This window comes from Nostocoides vanveenii (genome assembly GCF_039531165.1).
Taxonomy (GTDB): Bacteria; Actinomycetota; Actinomycetes; order Actinomycetales; family Dermatophilaceae; genus Nostocoides_A; species Nostocoides_A vanveenii.
This window is the reverse complement of record NZ_BAAAPN010000052.1, coordinates 21,934-45,236: the sequence shown is the minus strand read 5'-3', so window position 1 is coordinate 45,236 and position 23,303 is coordinate 21,934. Positions and strand designations below refer to the sequence as shown.

Genomic DNA, 23,303 nt, shown 5'->3' with positions numbered 1-23,303 from the left:
CCCCCATGGGCAGATCCCATGGCCACCACCGGGCAGTTCTCATGACCGTCAGCGGGCAGGTCTCATGACCGCCACTGGGCAGTTCCTACTGGCCCTTGACACCGCCGCCAGTGCCGTACCCAGCAGGTGCTGCCTCATCGCAACGCAGCTCCTCCGGGACACCCCGACCGAGGGTGACGCACAGGTCGTGCTCGCAGCCTCGACCCACCAACTTCATGTGACAGCGATGTGGGGACATCGCCACCGCTTCTTCTTGGGGGACATGAACCCTCTCCAAGGGCGGGCCCATCCTGACAGCCACCGCTGACAGCTGCCGGGCTCTCTGGGTAGGCCAAGCGTCGCCGGATGCCCCGGAGCGTGACTGCGCATAACACGACGCTCGATTTGGCCTCGTATCGATAAGCGGATGAGTACGTTACATACGAGCGGGCGCTGCGCAATCTTGACTGCATCTCGACACCTGCATCTCGACACTCGACAACAAGACTGTCGAGATGCAACGAAGACTGCACGATCACATGCGCCGTATTCTGCACAACTCCAGGTTCAGGACCGGTTCCTGCCAAGCAGACCGCTTCGTCGCGACCCGTCGATATGCGCGCCTCAAGATATCCAACCGGGACGCGGGTTACACCTCAGGTTCGACGGAGGGGGCGCCCGGTGCCTCCTGTAGAACGGAACGAACGCTGTACGCCGGGTCCAGAGCCAGCTGCTTACGCAAGGTGGGGTGTGTCTGGCCCGACTCTTGGGCTAGCGCACGGGCGAGAGCTCGCCGAACTCTGACATCCGGGTCAGCCGCCAGTCGGGCTCCAACATGGGCCGGCGATCCGTGCTTGGCCCAGAGAATGGCGGCAAGGCTGCGGATAGCCCAGCCTTGGCTGGCGAGGAACGTCAGATCGTCATTGAGCGTGTCGCCGAGGTGTTGCAGGGCCCTGGTCGGCCAGTAGTCGCTGTCCGTGCCGATCAATCCGTAAGCCAGGCGCCGGGCTTCGCTTCTTTGTGCTTCGTCGGTCGCGAGCGCGGCGGCCAGGGCGGTTGCTTGACCGCGGCTGTCGCGCCGCGTGCCGTTCATGCGGAACGCGCCGAGTTTGTGAGCGAACTGTTCGTTGAGTTGGTCGTGGTCCGAGGGCGTTGGGGAGGTGGCCAAACGCACCGCTGTGGTGAAGAAGTCTGCACGCTTCTTCGACGTGACGTGAGGCGCCAGATTGGCGGCGGCAACGAGGTAGTCACCGCGGTCGCTGGAGCCAATGTGAGGGTCGTCGGCGCGAAGGAGGAGTTCGGTAACGGCGGCATCGACGTCGGAGGCCGGAAGGTGCCGGATGAGAAGCGAGTCACCGACCGCGCCAGTGCCCACGGAGTAGACACCATCGACGTGGTCGATCGTGGTGGTCAACCGAGTCAGCGCTTCGGACGCTGTCGATGAGTCGACCTCGTCAGCGTCATGGAACGCGAGCATCTCCTGCGCCCATCGATTGCCCGTTGACGCGAGCGCGGCTAGCTCGTCGTAGGCGAACGGGTAGTTCTTCTCGATGGCGTCGATGGTGGTGGACGTGCGTGCTGACTCCGAACGGCCAAGCAGGGCCACGAGATGCGTTATCGCGCGGGTCGTCAGCTGAGTGTGGGTGCTTGCGATCTTGGCGACGGTGATGGCTTCATCTTCGTCGTGGTAGCGATAGTGGTTCGCTTCGACCGGCGGCTGCTTCTCGAAGTGGTCGAGCACCTCGTCTGCGGCCGAGCATTGAAGGCGGTCGGCGATACCTGCCAAGAGCCTGATGGCGTTGTTGTATCGGGAGGTTGCGAAGGAACGTAGGTCCGGCTTACTGCCGGTCTCGGCTGCAGTGAGTTCGCCGATGAGGTGGATGGTGATGATGCCTATTAGGTCGTCGGGGATGAGATCGGCCTGGGCGGCCAGGAGCCGATATGCGGTGCCCACGGTCCAATAGTTGGACTCGTCAAGGTCATCGACGATGCGGATGAAGTCGTGTGGCTGAGATGCGCCCAGGGCTTCGATCGCTTTGGTCGCTCCTGCCCGAGTCAGTTGATGGGCGGCCAGTAGGGGTTCGTCGGACTCGATGAGGATCGCGGCGAGCACGCGGCGGGCACGGTCTTCGCCGGCCCAATCGCTGGTCGTGACGGCGTCGCGTAGCGCGCGTTGTGCTGATATCGCGGCTGATCTCAACTTCTGATCGCTCAGGCTGGTCAGTGCGTCTTGATAAGCGTGGTCAGCACTGGAGATGAGCGGTGTGGAAGTTCCCATTTCCCGCAGCGCGGTTTGCATGGGGAGCAGGTCGTTGCTAGTGAAGGGGTTCCAACGCGACCGGAAGGCGCGACGGCTCAGGACCCAGGTCGATGCTTCGCCCCATTGGCGTGCGAGGGAAGCAGCGGCGGATGCTTCATCCCAGGCAAGGTCAGCTTCAGTGAAACGCTCATGCAGGGCGAGGTCGCGTGCGTAACGAGCTGTGACCAATCCCAGGAGGGCATAGCCGAGCTTGACTTGTCGGACGTCAGCCAGCAAATCGGCCCAATCTCCGGTTGTCTCAGCCAGCAGTAGTCGCAGCCGGGTGCGGAGCACCGGGTCTGCGGAGGATACCCCCGCGAGCTCGGTGAGGGCCGGGACAGCGTCTGTCAGCCATGCGTGGGAGTTGTTGGCGAGCGCTGCCTCGCCGGCGAGCAGAAGGAGTCGGATCTGGTCGAGGGGCTCCCCGACCCGGAGTGTCTCGATGGCGGGGAGCTGGGCCAACGGGTTGAGGTACAGCGCCGTCGCAGCCTCGGCGACGCGCTGACACAGAGTGACCTGTTCGCCCACGCTCGAGCTGCTGGCGGCGCCGGTTGCATCATTCGCCGCGGCGAGCTTGGCCAGCTCTGCGAGCTGCGACTGGGTGAGCTGTGCTGTGGTGGAAAGGCCTTGGTCGAGGGCGGTCCAGAACTGCTCCAGAGCATGGCGTGCTGCCTCACCTTCACGGCCAACCGCCGCCAACAGCCGATACCGGTCTGAGTCGTGCTGGGCTGCGTGAGGACCAAAGCCGGCATCGCGGAGTTTCACTTGTCCGGCCTCAACGAACTCCAGAGCCTGCGACGGATCCCGCGTCGCTGCCGCTTGATCGAACAGTTGCTGGGCGCCCGTGGCAACTTCGGGGGTGCGGGACAGGGCCTCGCGCACAGCAACAGCGTCTGCTGCCGGAACGAGTGGGGTGTCGAGTTTGAACGGAAGACAGAAGGCCTCGGCGGTCGGCATCCCGAAGTACTCGATGACAATGTCGGGCCGGCCCCGGAGGAGATGGGACAGTTCCTGCGCGTCCCACAATTCCAACGTGGTCGGCCGAAGGACTCGGCGCTGCACGGCGAGCTCCTCGACGGCAGCCGTGGCCTTGACTGGGCGGGCCACCCCAATGATGAAGGTCTCGACCGTGAACGGGCGCGAGGTACTCAGAAACTTGCTCACTGCGGCCCTGATATTGCTGGCCCCGAAGCTCCGGTACTTCTTGCTCTGCAGGGCCACTCCGGTGCCGTCCGGAGCGAGAGCCACGATGTCCAGGCCCTTCTGCGCCTGACCTCGTTCTCCATACAGCTGCGCGTGCCGTAGCCCCTTTACGTCACGCATCACGCGCCATTGGAGGCGCTCGAAGTCTTCCCAGGGCAACTCATTGAACGGCAGCGATTCGAGCTTGCCGATCACCGGTGCGGGCTCGGGAGCTGACGGTGCCGAGTTGAGCGTCGAGCCAAGCTGGAGCGGCTGCCAACGGGCCATCTCCCGCGCCACCTCCCGTACAGTTCTCCAAACCTCGGCTCGCCGGACGTACAGAGGCGATGTCCTCATCATCTCAGGGGCGCGGCGAATCGCCATGCTTCCGGAGAAGCGGCCGTGTCCGCTGAGGAAGCCTGATCGAGTCGGCCAAGTGCGGGCAACAAGGTTCGCGCACTCGAGCGAACAACTCATGGCAGCGCGGTAGGTTCAACCGCCGCCTCAGGATGGCCTCGTTAGGCCACCGGCAGCCACGTCCAGCCGTCGGTGAAGGAGGCTGGCGAAGCCTAGGTACTCCAGCGCTTGTTGTGGGTCGCCCTGCTCAAATAGCTCGTGGGATCCAGGGTTCCGGATGCCGATCATGGCGCCGCGGAAGATGTGCAGGAAGCCTTCGCGCTCGTCTTCGCCGCTTCGTCCCTGGTGGCTGGCGACGTCTAGGATTGGTGTTGCCGTTCCGAGGGCATCGCCCATGAGCGCAGCGCCGGACTTGTCGAGTTTGGTAAGTTCCCGGACGCGGACCTCGAGGGACTTGAAAGCTTCGTTGGCGGATGACTCGTAGTGGCCGTCGGCGAAGAGCGCCCCCGCTGCGGCCTGTACTCGAGGGTGCAGGTTCTCGAACGTGAGGCGGCGCACGGGCGGCACCTTGGCGGGTGGCGCGCCTACCCCCCATTCCACCTTGACGCGGTGCATTGATTCCTCGGGACCCGACTGAAGGACAGTCGCTGACGCGACGTAGCGACGTTCGACGCCTCCAGGCCCTTTGCGTGGATCTGTCATCTCAACATAGTCGCCCGCATAGATCGGGGTGCTCTTGTCGAAAGACCCTGTCTTGCCTTGGATGTGGGCTTCGGCCTCGAAAGACTCCTCATCCGCGGTCCCGGGGTGGCGAATCACCGTCACCACTTGGGTGCCGAACGTTGCCCGCATCTGTCGTAGGAACGGACTGTCGGTGGGGGTGATCGGCTGGTCTGGGGAACGCCCAGCAGCGCGTCTCAGAGGCATCCCTGCTCCTTCATGGTCTCGCCGATTCCGGAAGTCACTTGACGGCTTGCCGGCCCGGGCGCGCCCATTCGTGACCGCTGGCGCAGCGGAAGGCGCACCAGTCGATCGTGGTCCCGTCGATTCGTCGCTCCTCGAAGGAACGGGAAGCGTCCTGTGCATTACCGCACCCGGGGCAGTGGTGCGTCCCGGTGATGAACTTCGCCATGACTGCGACTCTAGGAGGCCACGCTGACAACGCAAGTCGATCATGCGCGCTTGTGCAGGGCGTAGGCGAGGTTGGACCGCTGCCTCTCATCAAGGGAGGCCTCGAACTGGCGGTAGCGGGCGCGTTCCTTGGCGCTGGTCCGGTGGCCTTGCCAGGCGGGTGAGAGGTCGAGGTGGGCGTGGGCGACGTGGACCCACTGCCAGGTCAGGGCGTGGCTGACGCTGGTGTAGTGGGTGCCGGGTCGGTAGTGGCGGACCCATTCCTGGAACCAGCGGCTCGTCAGGTGCAGGCGGTGCTCGATCTTGGCCTCGGTGGCGCGGTAGTTGCGCGGCCGGACGTCGTTCATGGCTGCCCGGATGCGGTCCTCCCACGCCTGGGTGGTGACGAGCCGGGTGGCGGAGCAGGCGCGGGCGCAGCGGGTGCCCATCAAGCTTGGCATGCCCAGGGCCTGAGCGGCAGCGGCCCAGGAAGTGATGTCGGGGTGGAGCCGGGCCAGGCAAAGGGAGGCGAACTGACGCACCACTTCCTCGCCGTTGTCGAACGCACCGACCAGGTGGTCGGCGTACTGCTGGTGCGGGATGACCTGGGGGACGGCGACGAGGTTAATCGGCATGCGGGCTCCACGGGTGGGGTGGGTGTCGAGGTGGTGGGACAGGCGGCGGTGCGGTGCCCGGGCGGACAGAACGAGCCGGGACAGGGTCGGGGTCATCACGGTGCGGTCGGCCAACCATCCCAGCGGCCCGTCGTTCGTGGGCGGCGCGAGCTCGGTCCACGGCGTCAGCATGGCCGCGGCGGTGTTCACGTCGGGGGCCGCCAGGACGCTGTCGGCGGTGCTGAGGGCGGAGGCGCGCAGGACCGGCGGGTCGGGCGGTCGCATGCCCCAGCGTGGTCCTCGGTCCCCGGTGCGCCGCCGCGCCTCCGGTCGCAGGTCGCCCGCCCAGTCCGCGAGCTGCTCGCCGCCGGGCTGTGTAGCCAGGTGCAGGAGGAGGGTGGTCAGGTGTCGGAGGTCAGCCAGGTATGCCGCGCCGCCAACGGGTTGTCCGAGGGCGGTGACGGACCGGCCGGTCAGGGCGGTGTCGATACGGGCCTGTGTCGCGAGGATTTCGTCGGTGGCCTTGGCGGTGGGGATGGTGGTCAGATCGTGCTGGCACTGGCGCGTGGGTCCGGCGCCGAGGGGGTTCCCGCACAAGGTGGCTGCTCCGACGCGGCGGAGGTGGGAGTGGCGTTGGTCTCGGAACGGGCGCTTGCACGAGGGACATCGCGAGACGAGCAAGCAGCTGTCTCGCCTGCAGGCGGTGATGACGAGGAGGCGCCAGCTTGTCTGCCAGGCGCCGGTCTCGGCGAGGCAGTCGGGGCAGATCTGGGTGCCGTGGGCCGGAGCCCAGCCGCGAGCGGCGACCGGCAGAGCGGCACCGGCTTTCATGCTGACTGCTCGCGGGAGGGTCGCCGTAGGCGGTAGGTATCCGGGCGGCCGTTCCGGTAGGCGCGGCCGCCAGCGATGCCGGTGTAGCCAGAGAGCACGGCGAGGTCAGCACACTCCGTGATGATGGGGCAGCCTGCACAGATGGCGGATGGCGCGAGGAGGGTCCGGGCGCGGTCATCGATGGCATCGGCAGCCAGATAGGTCCTCTCCCAGGCGCCCCACTCGGCGGCCATGCCTTTGCAGTTGCCGTCGGCGAGGCTCCATGCGGCGTCACGGGCGAGGACTTCTCGGCTCATGTCCCTCATAGGCCCATGCCTGCCGTTGCGCACCTGGTGGGTTCGAGGATCGCCGTGCTGACGGTGACGCTCTGCATAAGCTCTGGGTCTGGGCCGTACTCGCACAGGATCTGGTGCCGAAGGTCGGCCTGCGCCTCCGCTGCCTCATGTCGGGTGAGGAAGCAGGCGACCGGGTCTGCGCAGTCCCACACGATCCAGATTTGGTGCCCCGGAACGGCTGGGGCACCCTGCGTGTCGTCGAGGAAGGCTTCGACGATCAGGCGCAGCTCTTCGAAGTAGTGGGCGTAGAAGCTGGCGTCCATCGCGGCGATGGAGGTGTCGTTGATGGTGTGGAGCATGCGCCGTGCCAGTTGCTGCAAGGTCTCGATTGGAGCGCCGGTGCCTGGTGTCATCCGTATCTCCTGGTGATGCCGACCCAGGTGGTCTCGTTCGCGGGGATCTGTAGGAGGTCGGCGTCTGCGAGGAGCTGCTGACCGGCCTCATGCAGGATCAGACGCGTCTCTGGGTCGATGGCCCGGTCGAAGGCGGCTACGTCGCGGTCGGGGGTTGTTGGCCAGGGGCTGGAGCGCAGGGTTCCGTGAGTGAACCTGGTCCAGATCCACGCCAAAGCAAGGATCCGGTCGCTGACGGCACGCGAGGCCGCGGGCAGACGTCGGGTGGTGCTGCTGGGGAGGCAGGTGACGGGCCGGAGGATGTCGCGCCGTCGCTGGTAGTCGACGAGTCCGTCTGCGAGCAGGCGGTCCAAGGCCTCGGTGAGCAGGTCACAGTCCTGCGCACGTAGACCGGCACCGGTGTGGACGCCGTCGATCAGCAGGCAGGTTGGTATGCCGTGGACGCCCAGAGCCTGAGTCGACACCTCCGGTGACGGGTCGCGACCGCTGGCGGTGTTGATGAGCAAGTGTAGGGCGGTCGCGGCGCGGGTGAGTGAGAGCCAGGCTCCTGGTCCTCGCTCATTGTCGCCGGCCAGCTGGGGTAACAGCGCGGGCACGTGGTCTGGGTGGAGGCCGTCGTGGGTGATGTGGTGGCGGATGCGGGTGAGGAACCATTCGAGGCGGTCACGGTCAGAGCTCGTGAACGCGGCTGACTGATGCCTGCGCAGGTGGCGGGGCTTGGTCCGCTTCTCACGTCGGAGTCGTCCGCCCGCCAGGATGAGCAGCGCGGCCGCGGTGACCGGGTCTGGGCAGGGGTAGGCAGTCCACTTGCGAGCCGCATTGACGTCGATCGACGGAAGCACCCCGCTGTCGCTGTCCGTGGCGGTGATGGTGGCGGCGCTTGCTTGGCAGCGGCGACGGAGGCGGTAGAGCCGCTCTCTTGCACGTCGGTCGTCGATGGAGGCCTCTGCGAGCTCGCCGAGGATGTCCGCGAGTTCGAGAACGCGAGGCGTGGCCGGAATCGCGGCGCGAGCCGTGCCGGCCCGTGTGAGATAGCGGTCGCATTGCAGGCAGACCGGCATGAGTGCGGTCTGCCAGAGCAGATCCGTGTGGCCGGTCGAGGGGGTGCAGGTCGGGCAGATCCATCTCACGGAGTGGTGCAGGCGCCATCCGTGACGATGTTGGGGTCCGTGGCCACGGATCGCCAGCGGATAGCGGTCCATCGTCATCCGGGCTGCCTCCGCTGGCTGGAGTTTCCCCAGCGCGGAGATAGTGGCCAGCTCGTTCTTCGGGACGTCGATGTCGTGCCGCCACGGAGGTAGGACCCGGGATGGGGGGACGCCGTTCGCATCGGCCAGCCTGACGGCATACCGGGAGAGGGGCTCGCGCGTTCCGGGCTCGGGCCGAACTGGGAGGGGAGCAGTCCTCACGGCCGCCTCTTCCTTCTGCCGGTGGCTGCGGTTTCGATCTGTCCGTCGAGGGAGCGTTCGCTGAGGGTGACGGCGTCGAGGTCGTCTCGGGTGATGGTGGAGCGCCGGTCATGGAAGGCATCGAGGACCGAGCCTGCGACGAGTTTGGCGACCTCTCCGACAAAGCCTTGAGTGCGTTGCCACACGTGGTGTGCCAGACCGGTTACGAACAGTCCGGGTTCCGCGTCGGGCAGGTGGTCAAGCGGGCGTTCCTCGGCGGTGTGGAGCAGTTCTTGCCAGGCTGCGCGTTCGTCGACGGTAGTGATCTGGAAGGCGCCGACGGTCATGGTGGTGAGGCGGGCTCGGATCTGCGGGTCGTCCAGGATCGTGGTGCTGTCCAGATGGGCACCGGCGAGGATCACGGTGCCGTTACAACGTTCGCCGAGCTCGGTGTTGAGGAACTTGATGTAGTCCAGGACTGCGCGCCCCTGGGCGTTGGTGGAGCGGAGCATGTGGGCGTCGTCGAGGATCACGACCCGGACGCCGTGCATCCGCAAGGCGTGCAGCACGCGGGTAGTGGTGGTCCTGGCCAATCCTTCGGGCGGATAGCCGAGGTAGAGCAGGATCAAGGCGTTGACCTCTTTGATGGAGCTGGAGGCCATCAAGGTGACGTAGACGACGGGGCACCAGTCGGCGGTCACCCCCGGCTCGGGGGACCAGGTTGGTCGGTCGTGCTTCATCTGCGTGCCGAGGGTGTCGCGGTACACGCGGAAGCCCCACTGCTTGATGAGGGTCGACTTGCCGGCCGAGAACGGGGCGGTGAGGGCCACCATCTGCATGGCGCCTGGTGGTCTGAGTCGGTTCGCCGCTACGACTTCGTCGAGATATGACTGGGCTGCTGCCATCGGCCTGGAGACCAGGATCTCAGCGTTCATGGCAGTGGCTAGGTGTCGGAAGTAGTCGGTCTTCTCCCGACCGGGCATCTTGTCGTAATCGTTGTAGGAAACCGGCTCGGGCCACTCGGGCGGCGTGGCCGTCGCCTGCCGGTGCCAGTCGTGGGCGTCCATGTCAGACCATCATCTGTCGGTAGTCGGGCCATGGCTGGTCGACGCGTGATTCGGCGTCGGGTTGGGCGTCGGCGCCTGGGTCGTCTCCGCCGGCCACGCATGCGGTAAGGAGCCTCAACACGTTGGAGCGGCGCGCATGGTCGAGGATGTGATGGGCTTCGGCGACCTCGGCGTGGTCTCGCTGGGCCTGTCCCCAGCGGATGTATGCCGCGGACAACTGGGCGCGCGACTCGTCGTTGCCTTTCGGCGTGGTCAGGTCCCCGATCTCGTCGATGATCTGCAGCATGACCGTGCGCTTCTTGAGGACCCGGTTCCCACCCCGTTCCTTGATGCGGTGGTTGACGCGGTCGACGAGGACGTCGACGAGCGGAGCGTCAATAAGGTGCCGACCGCGCCAACCGATCTCGTGGATCCGATCGGTGTCAGGATGGCGAAACCAGACCCGTGTCATGTCGCGAGGATCGTGGTGGAACGGGATCGCGCCGTCTTGCTCCCTGAACGTGCCCTTGCGGACCTCGCGGAACTCCTCGAGGACTTCGTCGTCATAGGTGAGGTTCTTGAACTCCACGCCGGCGTGGCCGGGTGCCAACCAGATGATGGGGAGGAACTGGTAGATCAGGTCGGGGTGCACAGGGATGGTCACTCGACCAGTCGTTGTGGCCAGCGCGTCCCAGTACTCCAACGGGGTGAGGCGGATCCCTGGCGCTCCGGGCAGGACCAGTCCATCGTGGGGCTGGCGGTGGTAGTCGAGGGTGAGGAAGCGTTGGAAGTCAGTGAGGTACTTCTCGGCGGTGCACATGGGCTCGTCGGCGACGACGCCGACCCACGACCCGCGTTCGTAGACGCCGCGGCCCTTGAAGGACGGCGACTGCTGGTAGAAGCGTTGGTAGGTCTCGTGGAGTCGCTCGATGTGTGGGTTGTCGCTGGGCTTCTTGCCTCTGCTCAGCTGCAGGGTGATGCCGAACTGCTCGAGCAGGGAGCGGAAGTGCTTGCCGACGTAGATAGAGCCGTGGTCCGACCGCACGGTTGACGGGGTCACGGCTGGGGACCGGTGCTCACCGATGATGGAACAGCTTGCCTTCGTGGCACGGCGTCTGCCGCTGTGGACCGGGTTGCCGCTAAAGTCCAGGGACTCCGGGACACCGACCCAACGCCAGTCATCGATCGTGGGCCCGTCAGGGCCGGATTCAACGAGCATCGACTGCTCACGCATCGTGTCGTAGAGCAACAGACCGACGTCCACACCGTTGGCGGACCGCGGGAACAGCCTCATCGCTGTGACCACCCGGGTGGAGATGCTGAGCATCGAGCCGATCTCGACGCTGACCGGTCGGTCTTGGATCGGATCCCAGATGAGGTTGTCACCCCTGGTGATGTCGGTGCAACAGGCGGAGGGGTGCTGAGCGGCGAAGCTCTCGTGCCCAGACACCTTGCGCAGGCTCCGGGACTTGTGAGCTCGTGTGGTCCGTCCGAGCGCCCGCCAATGATGACTGAGGTACTCCTCCATCAGCCGCTCGGGGAGGTTGCCGACGTCGATGCCCTCCTGCTTCATCTGCAGGCGGATGCGACGCTCGATCTCATTGCGGCTGACAGCGCTATGGCGGCCGTCGAAATGGCGGAATTGCTCTTCTGCGATACGCCGGAAGCTCGCGTCCAGGGCGTCGAAACCTTGACGGTCCCGAAGGCTTCGACCGTCGACAAGACCGGCGAGCCCTTCCTTGCACCACAAGGTGTCCCAACGAAGCAGCGTGCGAGGTGCCACCGTCGGAGACTTCAGCTCTCCGTCGTAGACACGTTGCATGATCGCCCTGTTGACGGAGCGTTCGAAGCTGATGACCTTGCTCATGGCCTCGTAGCGCTTGGTGAGGCTGAGCCCGTAGGACTCGCCGAAGGGCCAGAACGGCTCGCCTGGCTGGGCAAGCTCGGCAAGCCCGGTGCGGAACCCGGTCTTGGCTTCCATGACGCACTCTTGACGGAACAGGGCGGTCGCCTGGACATCTTCGGGCAGTTGAGCGAACCAGGGCAGCAGGGATGCGTGAAGGGCCTCGACGCCGTTGCCGGTGATCTCTCGTGCTTCGAGTTCGGTGAAGGCGGTGAAGTACGTATGCCCGGTGGAGTCCTTCAGGCGCACGCCATGCCGGTCGAGCTCGGTGATGACGGCGACGCCACGGTTGGTCAGGATGCGCGCCCCGACATGCACCTCGACGGTCGCCCTAAGCATGGGTCGGCTCCCCTACCCAAGAGATCGGCGTCGATCGGCGGACGGCGCGATCGAGGTCAACGGCGAGCTCTCCGCGCCAGACGTAGTGCCACAGAGCCGACATCAAGTGTCCGGATCCGTGGTCAGTGTCGAGGACATGACCAACGGTCGGCGCCGACCTCCCGCAGATCTCTACCAGCGCGGGCTTGGCTGCCGCGTGCCAGGGCATCGGTCTCCGGTATGCCGCCAGCCACCTGAGGTTGTACTTCTTCGCCCTCGAGTGACCTGGGAAGACGTCGTAGCGCCAGCCCACCTCATGGCAGGCGGCTTCGGCGGCCCGGCTCTGTGCGAGAAATTTGTCGTCCTGCCGCTCCGAGGAACGTGCGTTCCAGATAGTCACCTCGTCGTCCTTGTCCAGGACCAGCAGATCGGGCGTGTGAACGGTGCGCCGGCCGTTCCCGGACTTGATTCCCAGCCGGGCGGGCTGGGGAACGACCCAGACGGCTTTCGGGTCCCGTTCCACCATCAGGATCAGGTCTTACTCCAATCCGGACTCCAGCCTCAGCATCGTCTGCGTCACGAAGCAGTGGGCCTGCACCGGGATGTGCCTCGACTTCTCCGTAGACCGGGGTGTTCGGATCGGCGCGAGCTGGCGCACGTCGGGCGCGCCGTCGCTCCAGTCCCAGCGCTGCGGAGACTCCGAGCCGATCCGGAACGTCCAGTCCACCACCTGCCCCACAGGGACTGGCCGCGACTTCCTGCTTTCCATACACTGATCCAACGGAGGACCCTCGCTTGTCATAGAGCGTTCCATCGGGTCCGCCGCCGAGGGCGTGTCCTGTTCCAGCAGGATGCGCCCTCACTTGTCGGACGCAGACCTCGGCGTTGAACCTTGGCGATCACAGTAGCTGCGGCACGCCCGACATGGCAAGCATCTTGGGGGACTTTGACGCGTCGTTTTACTCCACACGGGAAGGCGCGCGGCCAGGTGGGAGTCTGAGCGAACGAGCCACTGCCTTGCTGCGACCTGTCCACCCTGCGCGTCTGCTGAGGTGTTTCCGCAGGTCAGTCCACAACGTCATATTTCTCCATACACTCTTTGGCAAGGATGGAGAGATACGACTCAAAGGAGGTACTGTGAGCGGCACCAACCCGACTGCGCCTGACCAGCGTGACGACCGACGAGACCTGCAGATGACCCGCTCCCTTGAGACTTTGATGGCTGCTGAGCCAGACGCGCCCGTCCCACGCGTCCTGGAGATGCTGGACGAGTGCGTGCCGCTCGAGGAGAAGGGATACCGCTGTCTCAACCCGACCTGCACAGAGTTCTGCGCCTGGCCAAAGATGAGAGGTCAAGGCAGACCGAAGCTCTTCTGTTCGAAGACCTGCCGTCAGCAGCACGATCGGGTGCGTGATCGCTTGGTGGCCGAGGTGAAAGACCTTGAGGTAGTCCGGGCACGCCCAGGCACGACCCGACGACAGGGAGAAGAGTTGGACTCAGCAATCGGCCAGAGGCGCTGGGCACTTGCCCGTTACGTCGGAGTGGACTTCGACGCTGAGACCGGGCCCGCTGTCGTGAAGGGCGGACGCACGTGACCGGTCCGCGTCTTGAACTGTTGTGGCCCGGCAAGGACCAGTTCCTTCTCGTACCGAAGGACACAACCGGCAAGCCGGTCTGGGTGCAACGAGATCACCCAGCCACCTCAGAGGTGAGGCTGAGCGACTTCAGGGGCATCATCGGTGACGTCCCTGAGGACCCGCATACCGCGAACCTTCTCTTCACCGGCGACTCCTTGGACGTGCTGCGGATCCTGTGCGAGGTGCCCGAGTACCGGTCGATCTACCGCGGCAAGGTCCGGCTGGTCTACATCGACCCGCCCTTCAACACGGGGCAGGCGTTCGAGCACTACGACGACTGGATGGAGCACTCCACGTGGCTCTCGTTCATGCGTGAGCGCCTGTTGCTGATCCGCGATCTTCTTGCATCTGATGGGTCAGTCTGGGTCCACCTCGACGACGCCGAACAGCACCGCATGCGCCTCCTCATGGACGAGGTGTTCGGGCCAGCAAACTTCATCGCCACTGTCGTGTGGCAGAAGATCCACGCGCGGAACAACTCCGCGATGCACTTCTCCTCCGACCACGACTTCATGCTGGTCTACGCGCGAAATGCACCCGGCTGGCGGCCCAATCGGATGGCTCGCTCGGCTAAGAGCGACGCCGACTTCTGGAACCCAGACGACGATCCCCGCGGCCCCTGGAGGCGTAGCGATCTCACCGCGTCCAAGCCCTATGCAGACGGTCACTACGAAGTCGTGGGGCCACATGGCGACGTCTTCAAGCCACGGCCAGGACGTCCGTGGGGAGTCTCACAGGAATCGTTCGAGGCACTGAGAGCGGACGATCGGCTGTGGTGGGGCAAGACAGGCCGAACCTTCCCCTTTAGGAAGCGCTTCCAGGCAGAACTGGGTGGACTCGTCCCAAACACGGTGTGGCTTCACGAGGACGTCGGTAACAACCGAGAGGCCAAGCAGGAACTCTCGAAGATGTTCGGGAAGGACTCCTTCTCGACCCCCAAGCCGGAGCGGCTTCTGGCCCAGGTTCTCCGTGTCGCTACTAATGAGAACGACGTTGTGATGGACTGCTTTGCAGGGTCCGGCACCACTGCAGCCGTAGCGCACAAGATGGGGCGGCGGTGGATCACGGCGGAGCTATCGCCCTCGACGGTTGAGCAGTTCACGCTGCCTCGGCTCACCAAAGTCGTCCGCGGGCAGGACCCGGGCGGCATCACGAAAGGTGTCGCTTGGGAGGGCGGTGGCGGCTTCCGGACGGTGACGGTCGGCGCCTCGATGTACGAGGACACCCCGTTCGGTGTCCTCCTGGCTGAGTGGGCTAAGAACGGGCGCTTCGCTCGAGCCGTCGCTGGTCAACTCGGATTCGAGTTTCAAGCGGACGCGGCCCCGTTGTGCGGGGTGCGTGGACGGATGCGACTGGCCGTGATCGACGGGGCCGTCGGGCCGGAGGAGATCCGTCAGATCGTCGGTGCACTCGGCGAGAAGGAACGAGTCACCGTCGTCGCGAAGTCCGTGCTCGAGGAGGCGGAGACCCTGCTGAAGGAGATCAGCCCGGGGTCACGCATCAGGAAGGCGCCACGCGATCTGCTGACGTCCGGCGCTCAGCGGATGCGTCGACGCACTGAGGCCACCACACGGCATACCCATGGATCGACGGAAGGATCGCAGTCGTGAGCATCGACTACGACCCGGGACTGGTCGAGCAGGTCAGCTACAACCTCGACCTGCGCGAGCCAAACCAGCTCGCCCTCGATGCTGTGGCGAAGGCCTTGGACACTGCGGAGCCAGGTGCCCGCTTCATCGCTGATCTGGCGACGGGCGTCGGCAAGACTTACATCGCCGGCGGGTTGCTCGACTACCTCCATGAGTCGGGGGTGCGCAACGTCCTCATTGTCACGCCCGGCTCGACGATCCAACGCAAGACGATTGACAACCTGACGCCGGGGCACCCGAAGTACCTGCGTGGTCTGCAGTCGCGTCCGATGGTGATCACGCTGGACACCGTCGAGCGTGGCGAGGTGGGCGCCGCTCTTGCGGATCCCGACCGGTTCAAGGTCTTCGTCTTCACGGTCCAGTCACTGCTGCGGCCCAACAAGGCCGACCGGCGACGGGCGTTCCAGCCCCACGAGACGCTGGGTACCGCGGTACGCACCTATCTTGAGACCGCCGAGGACCTCGTCGTCATCGCAGACGAGCACCACGTCTACTACTCCGGCTCCGCAAAGAAGTTCGAAGCCGCCATCACCGAGCTGCACCCGCTGGCGACCATCGGCCTGACGGCGACGCCACACGAGTCGTCGGAGTCGATGATCGTCTACCGGTATCCCCTGTCTGAGGCGATCGCGGATGGCTGGGTCAAGATCCCGGTACTGGTCACGCGACAGGACGGGATCCATGACGTCCGCACTCAACTGGCGGACGGGTTGACCCTGCTGGATGCCAAGCGTGAGGCGATGCTCGCCTACTGCGGTCAGGTCCGTGGGAGGAAGTTCGCCGAGCCGGTCATGTTCTTGGTCGCCTCGACGATCGAGGAGGCAACGGAGTATCGCGATCTGCTCGTGGGGTCCGACATGTTGGGCTCGGCGGAGCAGGTGCTGCTCGTGACGTCCGAAGAGCCCGACACCACGCTGGCCCTGCTGGACAAGCTCGAAGATCCGGACTCTCCAGTTCGTGCGGTGGTGTCGGTCTCGATGCTGAAGGAAGGCTGGGATGTCAAGAACATCTACGTCATCGCCTCGGTTCGCTCGATGGAGTCCAACCTGCTGACTGAGCAGATCCTCGGCCGGGGGCTGCGCCTCCCCTTCGGCCAACGGACCGGGAACCCGATGCTGGATACCGTCGAGGTCCTGTCCCACCGGTCGTTCGCCAGCCTCCTCAAACAAGCAAAGTCGCTGCTCGAGCAGACCCTCGGTGATCGCGTCGATGAAGCATCGATGGTCGTCAACCCGATCGACGGACGCCATGCCTCCGGCGTCGGCCTCGGTGCCGATGGCGAGATGCCCGCGGACGTTTCCTTCCCGGACTCTGGGACGGTGGAGTTCGAGTTGCCAGGATTCGCGGCCACCGACCCGAACCAGGACACTCTCTTCGACCTCGATCCTGACGAGGAACCCGGCGAGGCCACGCGGCACACCGGTCTCATGGTTTCCACACTTGACGACCGCGTGCACGCAGGCGCTGCAGCGAACGAGGCGTTGCGGCGTGTGCTCACTCCTCGCACCCCGGGTGGCGTGTCCATTCCGCTCTTCCTGCCGTCGGTCGTCACGCGTTGGGTACGCGATCGGTTCACGCTTGCCTCGATCAATCTCGACTCAGTCGAGGCGCTGGGGCAAACGTTCGCCAAGGACAACGCGCCCACCTTGATGCGCAAGGCAGTTGATGCCGAGCGCGACAGCTCCGGCGAAGCGCACGTGGTCATCCGCGACCAGGTCGAGCAGGTCATCGCCAGCCAGACGGTCATGCCGTTCGACACGATCGAGAATGACCTCGTTGGGCGGCTCATCCGCACCAACGCTGTCGAGGCCTCGGTCGGCGAGCTTAACGCGGCCGTTGGTGTGGCCAAGGCCTTCTTGGCCGGGGCGGGGGTCACTGAATCGACTCCATGGCGGCCCGAGCACGGCAGGCTGGCCACTGCCCGCCTGACCGAATGGATCGCAACCAAACAGACCTCGTCGCCCGCTCGGGAGGTGCGCGAGGTACGGCCGGTGCGCTGGCCCGAGCCTTCCGAGCGGTACGAGACCAAGCCACCCGCCGATCGGCAGGTCGTGACTTCCTCCCGCGAGTTCGTCCGCGGCTATCCCTATGCCGGCTACGCAAAGGCGGTGTACGAGGTCAACGACTTCGACGCCTACTCCACGGAGTTCGTCCTGGCCGATCTTTTCGAGCGGTCCAGTGCCGTCCGGGCATGGGTCCGCGTCGACGAGACCGTCCCGCTCCGGATCACGTACCTGTCGGGCGCCGTCCAGCGACAGTACGAACCCGACTTCATCGTCATCGACGCTGAAGGTGTGCACTGGATCGTCGAAGGCAAACGCGACTCCGAGATGAGCTCACCCATCGTGATCGCCAAGCGAGACGCAGCGGCGGCCTGGGTCAACACCGTGAATGCCTCCGCCGAGGTCCACGAGACGTGGGCCTATCTCCTGGCTTCAGAGTCCGTCTGCGCCGCTGCAACCTCGTGGGACGCGCTTAGGTCGGGCAGCCAGGTCTTCCGATGAACGCCGAGCCCGACAGCATGAAACTTGAGACGCCGGGCCCTGGGTCCAGGCTGTTTGAGGAAGCCAAGGCTCTCGGAGATAGGGAGACCAAGAAGCTCGGGTTCCTACCCCACGCGGCGTGGGAAGACTACGCGGACGCAAGGCACATCTTGGTGGCTACCGAGGGAGGGCAATTGCTCGGTTATACCGCCTATCGTGTTCCACGAGCCGAGGTTCGAATCGCCCACCTCGTCGTTCATCCTGACGCCCGGGAGCGGGGGGTGGCCCGCGTCCTAGTCAAGGAACTCGCCAGCCGGCACCACGAGCGCAGAGGCATCGGCCTCAGTTGCAGGCGGGACTGGGCGGCCAACGCAATGTGGCCCAAACTGGGCTTCGTTTCGCTCGGAGAGAGACCGGGCCGCGGGTCTGACGGCGGCATTCTGACTGAATGGTGGTACGACTTCGGACACCCAGACCTCTTCTCCTGGGCTCCGGGCGGAAGCACGCTCACCGCAGTGATCGACGCCAATGTGTTCATCGACCTGCACAGCCGCCAATCAACCGAGACTAGCCAGCAGACGCGGCAGCTGATTGACGCGCTCACGGACCGCGTGGAGCTCGTTGTCACACCCGAGCTGTTGAATGAGCTCTACCGTCAGGAAGACCCAGCGGAGAGGCAAAGGCTTATGCAGACCGCCCAGACGTACCCCCGTCTGCGTGCCTCTGTCCCGGAAGTAGACCGTTGGGTGGGACGACTTGCGGGCACCAGCTCGCATCCGACGAAGTCGGAGCAAGACCGTAGCGACCTTCGACATGTTGCTTGGGCAGCGGCATCTGGCGCGGCCATAGTGGTCACGCGTGACCGGAAGGTTAGACGCACGCTCAAGGTCGTCGCGGACGAGGCTGCCGGTGTCACGGTGTGCACGCCGGGCACCTTGGCATCGGTAATCCACGAGCGCGAGCACGCAGGCGCCTACGCACCGGCTGCGCTCAGCGCCACTGAGTTGTCTCTGAGAGACATTTCGAGCAACCCTGACCTCGCCGCTCCGTTGCTCAGCCACGGGACTGGCGAACGGCGGAGGGACTTCGACCGTCGGCTTGAAGAGATCTCGGCCGCCAGGCCAAACTCACGCCTGACGTTGGTGGAAGATCCCGAAGGGGACGTCTTGGCCGCTGTCGGCGCCACGGCGCGCACGTCGACCCTCACGGTGAGCTTCGCGAGAGTTCAGACAGGTGTGCTAGAGACCACTTTGGCCGCACAAGTAGCGCACTACCTCAGGGACACTGCCCGTGCACTGGACTGCTCAAGCATCATCGTGCAGGACGACCACCTGTCTCCAACATTGCCCAAGGCGCTTCAATCCGACGGGTTTACGCAGGTGGCTGCCGGTCATTTCGCTGCGTTGACGATCGATGAGCGGGTTCCCTCGGCTGCGTTGAGTCTTGTCTTGGCCAGGGCCACGAACAGCCTCGGCCAGGCCCAGGCAGACGCCCTGTTGGGTCTGGCTCAGTCCTTGTCCAAGGATTCACCTGCCGCGTTGGAACACGCCTTTCGACCGCTGCGACTCCTAGACGCCGACTTGCCCACGTGGTTGGTGCCCATACGGAGGCATTGGGCATCCGAGCTCTTTGGACATCCGGCAATGCTCCTCCCGCGGAGTCTGGGCCTCGCTCTCAGCACAGAACACGTCTACTACAAGAAGGGCAGGGCGGGCGAAACCGCGCCCGGGAGGGTCCTCTGGTACCTCAGCGGTGACCCGGGTGGCGAGGTCTTCGGTTGCAGCCTGCTGATGGACGTTCGAGACGGACAGCCGAAGGAGCTCTACCGCGACTTCCGTCGTCTCGGGGTTTACACATTCGATGACGTGAAGGGTGCCGCGAACGAGAACGGGCTTGTCCGTGCACTCAACGTCACTGACACCGAACTCCTCCCCGTCCCGGTGTCATTGGCCCGACTCAGGTCCCTTGCAGCCAAAACCAAGGACGGGGTGAACCCCGTTGGGGCCCATCGGGTCAGCCAGGCGCTCTTCCAAGCCGTCATCCGAGAGGGACACCGAGATGCCGACTAATTCCCGACTGATGGTCATGTCCATACACACGAAGCACGCGAACAGCATCATGCGGGGCGAGAAGACTGTTGAACTACGCAAGACGCGTCCACTGGTTGAGGCGGGACAACCCGTTGCCCTCTATGCGACCTCACCCACGCGTGCGGTCGTCGCCACCTGCGTCATCGACAGCGTCGAGGTGGGTGACCCCCGAGAACTCAAGGATGTCCTGCTGGAGCGAGCGTCCATCACCAGTGCCGAGTACGACGCGTACTTCAGCGACTCATCTCAGTGCGTGGCCTTGCACATCAGGAACGTAAGCGTGCTCTCCCAGCCGATTACTCTCGATAGCATTCGCCAGCGCCGCTCGTGGCACCCTCCTCAGACCTGGCACTTCCTGAACTCGGACCGCGTCGCCGCGTTCATGGGCTCGACGCTCAGGACGACCCTGGCCGAACCCAGGTAGTCAATGCTCACATGCGACGAGGCTGATCAGCCGCGTCACCCTTGCCCGCAACTGGATCGGGCAAGAAGCGACGTCTCCGCTCGTTGCCAAGCGGAGAGACCCGTGGTGCCTACTCGTGAGCAGGCACCATCGCCACGCCACCTATAACAAGCCACGCTCTAAATCTGGTCCATTCATAACACGCGGTTTATGACACATACGAACCCGGTTTGTGACATCTTCGCTGCATCTCGACAAAGACGATCAGAAATTCGCGGCCATGTTGGCGAAGCGGGCGTAGTGGCCCTGGAAGCCCAGGGTGATGTCCTTGGTCGGGCCGTTGCGGTGCTTGACCACCAGCACGTCGGCCTCACCCTCGCGCTCCTTGTCCTTGTGCAGCAAGATGACAACGTCCGCATCCTGCTCAATTGAGCCCGACTCGCGAAGGTCGGACATCTGGGGGCGCTTGTCGGTGCGCTGCTCGGGGCCACGGTTGAGCTGGGATATCGCGATCACCGGGACCTCGATCTCCTTGGCCAGCAGCTTCAGGGCCCGTGAGAATTCCGACACCTCCTGCTGGCGTGACTCGACCTTCTTGCCCGAGCTCATCAACTGCAGATAGTCAATGACGACCAGCTTCAGGTTGTGCTGCTGCTTCAAGCGCCGGCACTTGGCACGGATCTCCATCAGCGACATATTCGGCGAATCGTCGATATAGAGCGGGGAGTCCGAGATCTTGCCGACCAACGCGGCAAGCTTCTCCCAGCCGTGATCGCCGATCGTGCCCTTGCGCAGATCTTGCAGCGAGATCGTCCCCTCGGCCGCGAGCACACGCATCGAGATCTCTGTGCGGCTCATCTCCAAGGAGAAGAACGCCGTCGCCATCTTGTGCTTGATCGCGGCCGCGCGAGCGATATCCATTCCGAACGTAGATTTACCCACCGCAGGCCTCGCGGCCACGACGATCATCTGGCCCTTGTGCAGGCCGTGCAGCAACTCGTCCAACTCGTGGAAGCCGGTCGGCACGCCGGTGAACTCATCGGTACGCCCCGACGCGACCTCGATCTCGTTGAGCGTCTCCTCCAGGGTCTGCGCGAGCGCGACATAGTCCTCGGAGCCGCGCTTGTCGGCCACGGCATACACCTCGGCCTGCGCGCGGTTGACGATGTCATCGACATCGCCCTCACCCTGGCCATAACCCAACTGCACGATCCGGGTGCCCGCCTCGACCAGGCGCCGCAGCACCGCGCGTTCCGAGACGATGGTCGCGTAATAGCCGGCGTTCGCCGCGGTCGGCACCGACTGGATCAGGTCGTGCAGATAGGCCTGCCCGCCGATGCGCTGCAGCGTGCCGCGCTTGGTCATCTCATCGGCGACCGTGATCGCATCGACCGGCTCGCCACGAGAGAACAGGTCGACGATCGCGTCATAGATCAGCTCGTGTGCCGGCCGGTAGAAGTCTGTCGACTTCAGGGCCTCGGCGACATCGCCGATCGCGTCCTTCGACAGCAGCATCCCGCCGAGCACCGACTGCTCCGCGTGCACATCCTGCGGGGGCAGGCGGCTGTCACCGGGGCCGTCCGGCGACCCGTATGCCCCCACATCGAGCTGCGCGATGCTCACCGACGACCACGACCTTTCCGAGCCATTCCCGCGTCCACCTCGAAGTAGATCAGGGCCCACCGACAACCCGGCCGAGCGGCGTGGGAGAGGGGATCGCGACACCGTAGAGCACCCCTGCGCGACACTCCAAAGACGCCTTGTGTATGCCGTGTGGACAGCCTGTGCAACACGCCCGCCCCCCTTGTGCACACCCGGGGGAAAAGCCTGTGGAGACCGAGCAGTAACCCCGCACGTAACGCGCTGACCTGCGCAAACGACCATAAGGCAATGGGGACAAAAGAAATTCCGGGCGTGTCACCTGACCGAGTTATCCACGGAAACTGGGCAACGTGACCGCCTTAGGCGACCCGTGCTGGCACGCCCGCCGCACCCGGGAGAGACTGGCGCTATGCAGATCGTCACGCCCGCGGAACTCCAGGGCATCTTCGCTGCCCTCCCCGCCAGTCCCCGCATCGTCATCAGTGGCAATGCGGCCATCCCGACCGACGCCATCCCCCTTATCGACGCGGCCCTCGAGCGCGTCACCATCCACGCCCTGAATGCCAGCGTCGGCGCTGCACCGGTGCGCGACGGGGTCACCGCGGAGACCTGCTTCGTCGGCGCGGGGATGCGTAAGCACCCGGGGCTGGCCTACGTTCCGGCCCGCCTCTCGCTTGTCCCGCACCTGTTCAAGGGGCCGCTCCCGCCTGACGCGGTCGTCATCCATTGCGCTCCGCCGCGCGACGGCCAGCTCAGCCTCGGCATCGAGTGCAATATCCTCCCCGCCGCCATCGAGGCCTGCCGTGCCCGCTCCGGCCGGATCATCGCCGTCATCAACGACCAGATGCCTTATACGTATGGCGACGCTCAAGTCCCCGTCGACCACGTCGATTCTGCGATCGAGGTCAGCACGCCCCTTCCCGAGATCAAGCCAGCCACCCCCGATGACGACAGCAACCGCATCGGTGAACTCGTCGCCGTCCGCGTCCCCAATGGCGCGACACTGCAAGCCGGCATCGGCGCCATCCCGGACGCGACCATCGCCCAACTGCACGGCCACAAAGGCCTACGCGTGTGGACCGAGACCTTCTCCGACGGCGTCCTGTCGCTCGAACGTGGCGGCGCAATGGACCCGAACCACCCGCTGACCACGAGCTTCCTGATGGGCACTCGCGAGCTTTACGACTGGCTCGACGCCAATCCGCGCGTGCGGATGATGCGCACCGAACGCACCAACGACCCGACCCTGATCGCCCTGCAGCGCTCGATGACGTCGATCAACACTGCTCTCGAGATCGACCTTTTCGGCCAGGCCAACGCCAGCCGCATCAACGCCCGCATCTATTCCGGCTTCGGCGGGCAGACCGACTTCATCGTCGGGGCGCTGCACTCCCCGGGCGGGCAGGCGTTCATGGCCATGCGCTCCTGGCACCCGAAGGCCGATGTCTCGACGATCGTGCCGCTGATCGATGAGCCGGTGACCTCTTTCCAGCAGTCCGCCGTCGTCACCGAGCAAGGGGTCGCCGAACTGCTCGGCTACACCCAGCAGGCCCAGGCCCGCCACCTTATCCGCGACGCCGCCCACCCCGACGTGCGGGACGAACTCTGGGAGGAGGCCGCCAACCTCGGCCTCGCCTGACGACTGACAGACGGCAGCGAGAGCGGGATGTCCGTTGCGCCTTTGGAAGGCTCGCGTCGAAGTGGACAGATTGCAGACGTCTCG

17 protein-coding genes are annotated in these 23,303 nt (G+C 65.1%); 6 read left to right on the top strand and 11 right to left on the bottom strand.

All coding sequences use genetic code 11. From position 1 onward, the window contains the following. Positions 1-628: 628 nt before the first annotated feature. The 10 genes from ABD209_RS11675 to ABD209_RS11630 all read right to left on the bottom strand — a co-directional run bounded on the left by ABD209_RS11675 (position 629) and on the right by ABD209_RS11630 (position 12,241). Positions 629-3,748 (bottom strand): hypothetical protein, encoded by a 3,120-nt coding sequence (locus ABD209_RS11675; RefSeq protein ID WP_344066412.1) that lies wholly within the window; start codon positions 3,746-3,748, stop codon positions 629-631. A gap of 216 nt (positions 3,749-3,964) precedes the next feature. Continuing rightward, on the bottom strand, positions 3,965-4,669 hold the full coding sequence (locus ABD209_RS11670; protein ID WP_344066410.1) for a TIGR02391 family protein: 705 nt from the start codon (positions 4,667-4,669) through the stop codon (positions 3,965-3,967). Positions 4,670-4,778: 109 nt separating this feature from the next. After that, positions 4,779-4,949: a hypothetical protein gene (locus tag ABD209_RS11665; protein ID WP_344066407.1), complete on the bottom strand. Its 171-nt coding sequence runs from the start codon at positions 4,947-4,949 to the stop codon at positions 4,779-4,781. A gap of 40 nt (positions 4,950-4,989) precedes the next feature. Next, positions 4,990-6,138 (bottom strand): hypothetical protein, encoded by a 1,149-nt coding sequence (locus tag ABD209_RS11660; protein ID WP_344066404.1) that lies wholly within the window; start codon positions 6,136-6,138, stop codon positions 4,990-4,992. Positions 6,139-6,368: 230 nt separating this feature from the next. After that, the gene (locus ABD209_RS11655) at positions 6,369-6,668 is read right to left on the bottom strand and encodes a hypothetical protein (RefSeq protein WP_344066401.1); all 300 of its coding nucleotides are present in this window, start codon (positions 6,666-6,668) and stop codon (positions 6,369-6,371) included. 5 nt (positions 6,669-6,673) lie between these two features. Beyond that, positions 6,674-7,060: a hypothetical protein gene (locus tag ABD209_RS11650; RefSeq protein WP_344066399.1), complete on the bottom strand. Its 387-nt coding sequence runs from the start codon at positions 7,058-7,060 to the stop codon at positions 6,674-6,676. After that, positions 7,057-8,469 (bottom strand): TniQ family protein, encoded by a 1,413-nt coding sequence (locus ABD209_RS11645; protein ID WP_344066396.1) that lies wholly within the window; start codon positions 8,467-8,469, stop codon positions 7,057-7,059. Before ABD209_RS11645 ends, ABD209_RS11650 begins: the two co-directional genes overlap by 4 nt. Then, positions 8,466-9,515, bottom strand: coding sequence for a TniB family NTP-binding protein (locus ABD209_RS11640; RefSeq protein ID WP_344066393.1), 1,050 nt, complete (start codon positions 9,513-9,515; stop codon positions 8,466-8,468). Before ABD209_RS11640 ends, ABD209_RS11645 begins: the two co-directional genes overlap by 4 nt. Before the next feature lies 1 nt (position 9,516). Beyond that, a complete protein-coding gene (locus ABD209_RS11635) occupies positions 9,517-11,736 on the bottom strand; it encodes a hypothetical protein (protein ID WP_344066389.1) in 2,220 nt (739 codons plus the stop codon). Then, entirely contained in the window at positions 11,729-12,241 is a 513-nt protein-coding gene (locus tag ABD209_RS11630) for a hypothetical protein (RefSeq protein ID WP_344066386.1), read from the bottom strand. Before ABD209_RS11630 ends, ABD209_RS11635 begins: the two co-directional genes overlap by 8 nt. 611 nt (positions 12,242-12,852) lie before the next feature. Between ABD209_RS11630 and ABD209_RS11625 the strand changes: the two genes are divergently transcribed. From ABD209_RS11625 to ABD209_RS11605, 5 genes are all read left to right on the top strand, one after another. Continuing rightward, positions 12,853-13,311, top strand: coding sequence for a hypothetical protein (locus tag ABD209_RS11625; RefSeq protein WP_344066383.1), 459 nt, complete (start codon positions 12,853-12,855; stop codon positions 13,309-13,311). Between the two features lie 113 nt (positions 13,312-13,424). Then, positions 13,425-14,963, top strand: coding sequence for a site-specific DNA-methyltransferase (locus ABD209_RS11620; protein ID WP_344066380.1), 1,539 nt, complete (start codon positions 13,425-13,427; stop codon positions 14,961-14,963). Next, positions 14,960-17,506 (top strand): DEAD/DEAH box helicase, encoded by a 2,547-nt coding sequence (locus ABD209_RS11615; RefSeq protein ID WP_344066377.1) that lies wholly within the window; start codon positions 14,960-14,962, stop codon positions 17,504-17,506. Before ABD209_RS11620 ends, ABD209_RS11615 begins: the two co-directional genes overlap by 4 nt. Then, positions 17,503-19,554, top strand: coding sequence for a GNAT family N-acetyltransferase (locus ABD209_RS11610; RefSeq protein ID WP_344066374.1), 2,052 nt, complete (start codon positions 17,503-17,505; stop codon positions 19,552-19,554). The genes ABD209_RS11615 and ABD209_RS11610 overlap by 4 nt, the downstream gene beginning before the upstream one ends. Continuing rightward, positions 19,544-19,999: an ASCH domain-containing protein gene (locus tag ABD209_RS11605; RefSeq protein ID WP_344066371.1), complete on the top strand. Its 456-nt coding sequence runs from the start codon at positions 19,544-19,546 to the stop codon at positions 19,997-19,999. Before ABD209_RS11610 ends, ABD209_RS11605 begins: the two co-directional genes overlap by 11 nt. Before the next feature lie 243 nt (positions 20,000-20,242). On the opposite strand, the gene dnaB is transcribed toward ABD209_RS11605, so the two are convergent. Beyond that, positions 20,243-21,601 (bottom strand): replicative DNA helicase, encoded by a 1,359-nt coding sequence (gene dnaB, locus ABD209_RS11600; protein WP_344066368.1) that lies wholly within the window; start codon positions 21,599-21,601, stop codon positions 20,243-20,245. Between the two features lie 388 nt (positions 21,602-21,989). Between dnaB and ABD209_RS11595 the strand changes: the two genes are divergently transcribed. After that, positions 21,990-23,219, top strand: a complete 1,230-nt coding sequence (locus ABD209_RS11595) for an acetyl-CoA hydrolase/transferase family protein (protein WP_344066365.1) — start codon at positions 21,990-21,992, stop codon at positions 23,217-23,219. Positions 23,220-23,303 lie beyond the last annotated feature (84 nt).

Excerpts from the sequence above, each read along its gene's own strand:
- ABD209_RS11675 (WP_344066412.1), bottom strand. The coding sequence starts at position 3,748 with ATGGCCCGTTGGCAGCCGCTCCAGCTTGGCTCGACGCTCAACTCGGCA.
- ABD209_RS11670 (WP_344066410.1), bottom strand. The coding sequence starts at position 4,669 with ATGCGGGCAACGTTCGGCACCCAAGTGGTGACGGTGATTCGCCACCCC.
- ABD209_RS11665 (WP_344066407.1), bottom strand. The coding sequence starts at position 4,949 with ATGGCGAAGTTCATCACCGGGACGCACCACTGCCCCGGGTGCGGTAAT.
- ABD209_RS11655 (WP_344066401.1), bottom strand. The coding sequence starts at position 6,668 with ATGAGCCGAGAAGTCCTCGCCCGTGACGCCGCATGGAGCCTCGCCGAC.
- ABD209_RS11650 (WP_344066399.1), bottom strand. The coding sequence starts at position 7,060 with ATGACACCAGGCACCGGCGCTCCAATCGAGACCTTGCAGCAACTGGCA.
- ABD209_RS11640 (WP_344066393.1), bottom strand. The coding sequence starts at position 9,515 with ATGGACGCCCACGACTGGCACCGGCAGGCGACGGCCACGCCGCCCGAG.
- ABD209_RS11635 (WP_344066389.1), bottom strand. The coding sequence starts at position 11,736 with ATGCTTAGGGCGACCGTCGAGGTGCATGTCGGGGCGCGCATCCTGACC.
- ABD209_RS11630 (WP_344066386.1), bottom strand. The coding sequence starts at position 12,241 with ATGGTGGAACGGGACCCGAAAGCCGTCTGGGTCGTTCCCCAGCCCGCC.
- ABD209_RS11610 (WP_344066374.1), top strand. The coding sequence starts at position 17,503 with ATGAACGCCGAGCCCGACAGCATGAAACTTGAGACGCCGGGCCCTGGG.
- ABD209_RS11605 (WP_344066371.1), top strand. The coding sequence starts at position 19,544 with ATGCCGACTAATTCCCGACTGATGGTCATGTCCATACACACGAAGCAC.
- ABD209_RS11595 (WP_344066365.1), top strand. The coding sequence starts at position 21,990 with ATGCAGATCGTCACGCCCGCGGAACTCCAGGGCATCTTCGCTGCCCTC.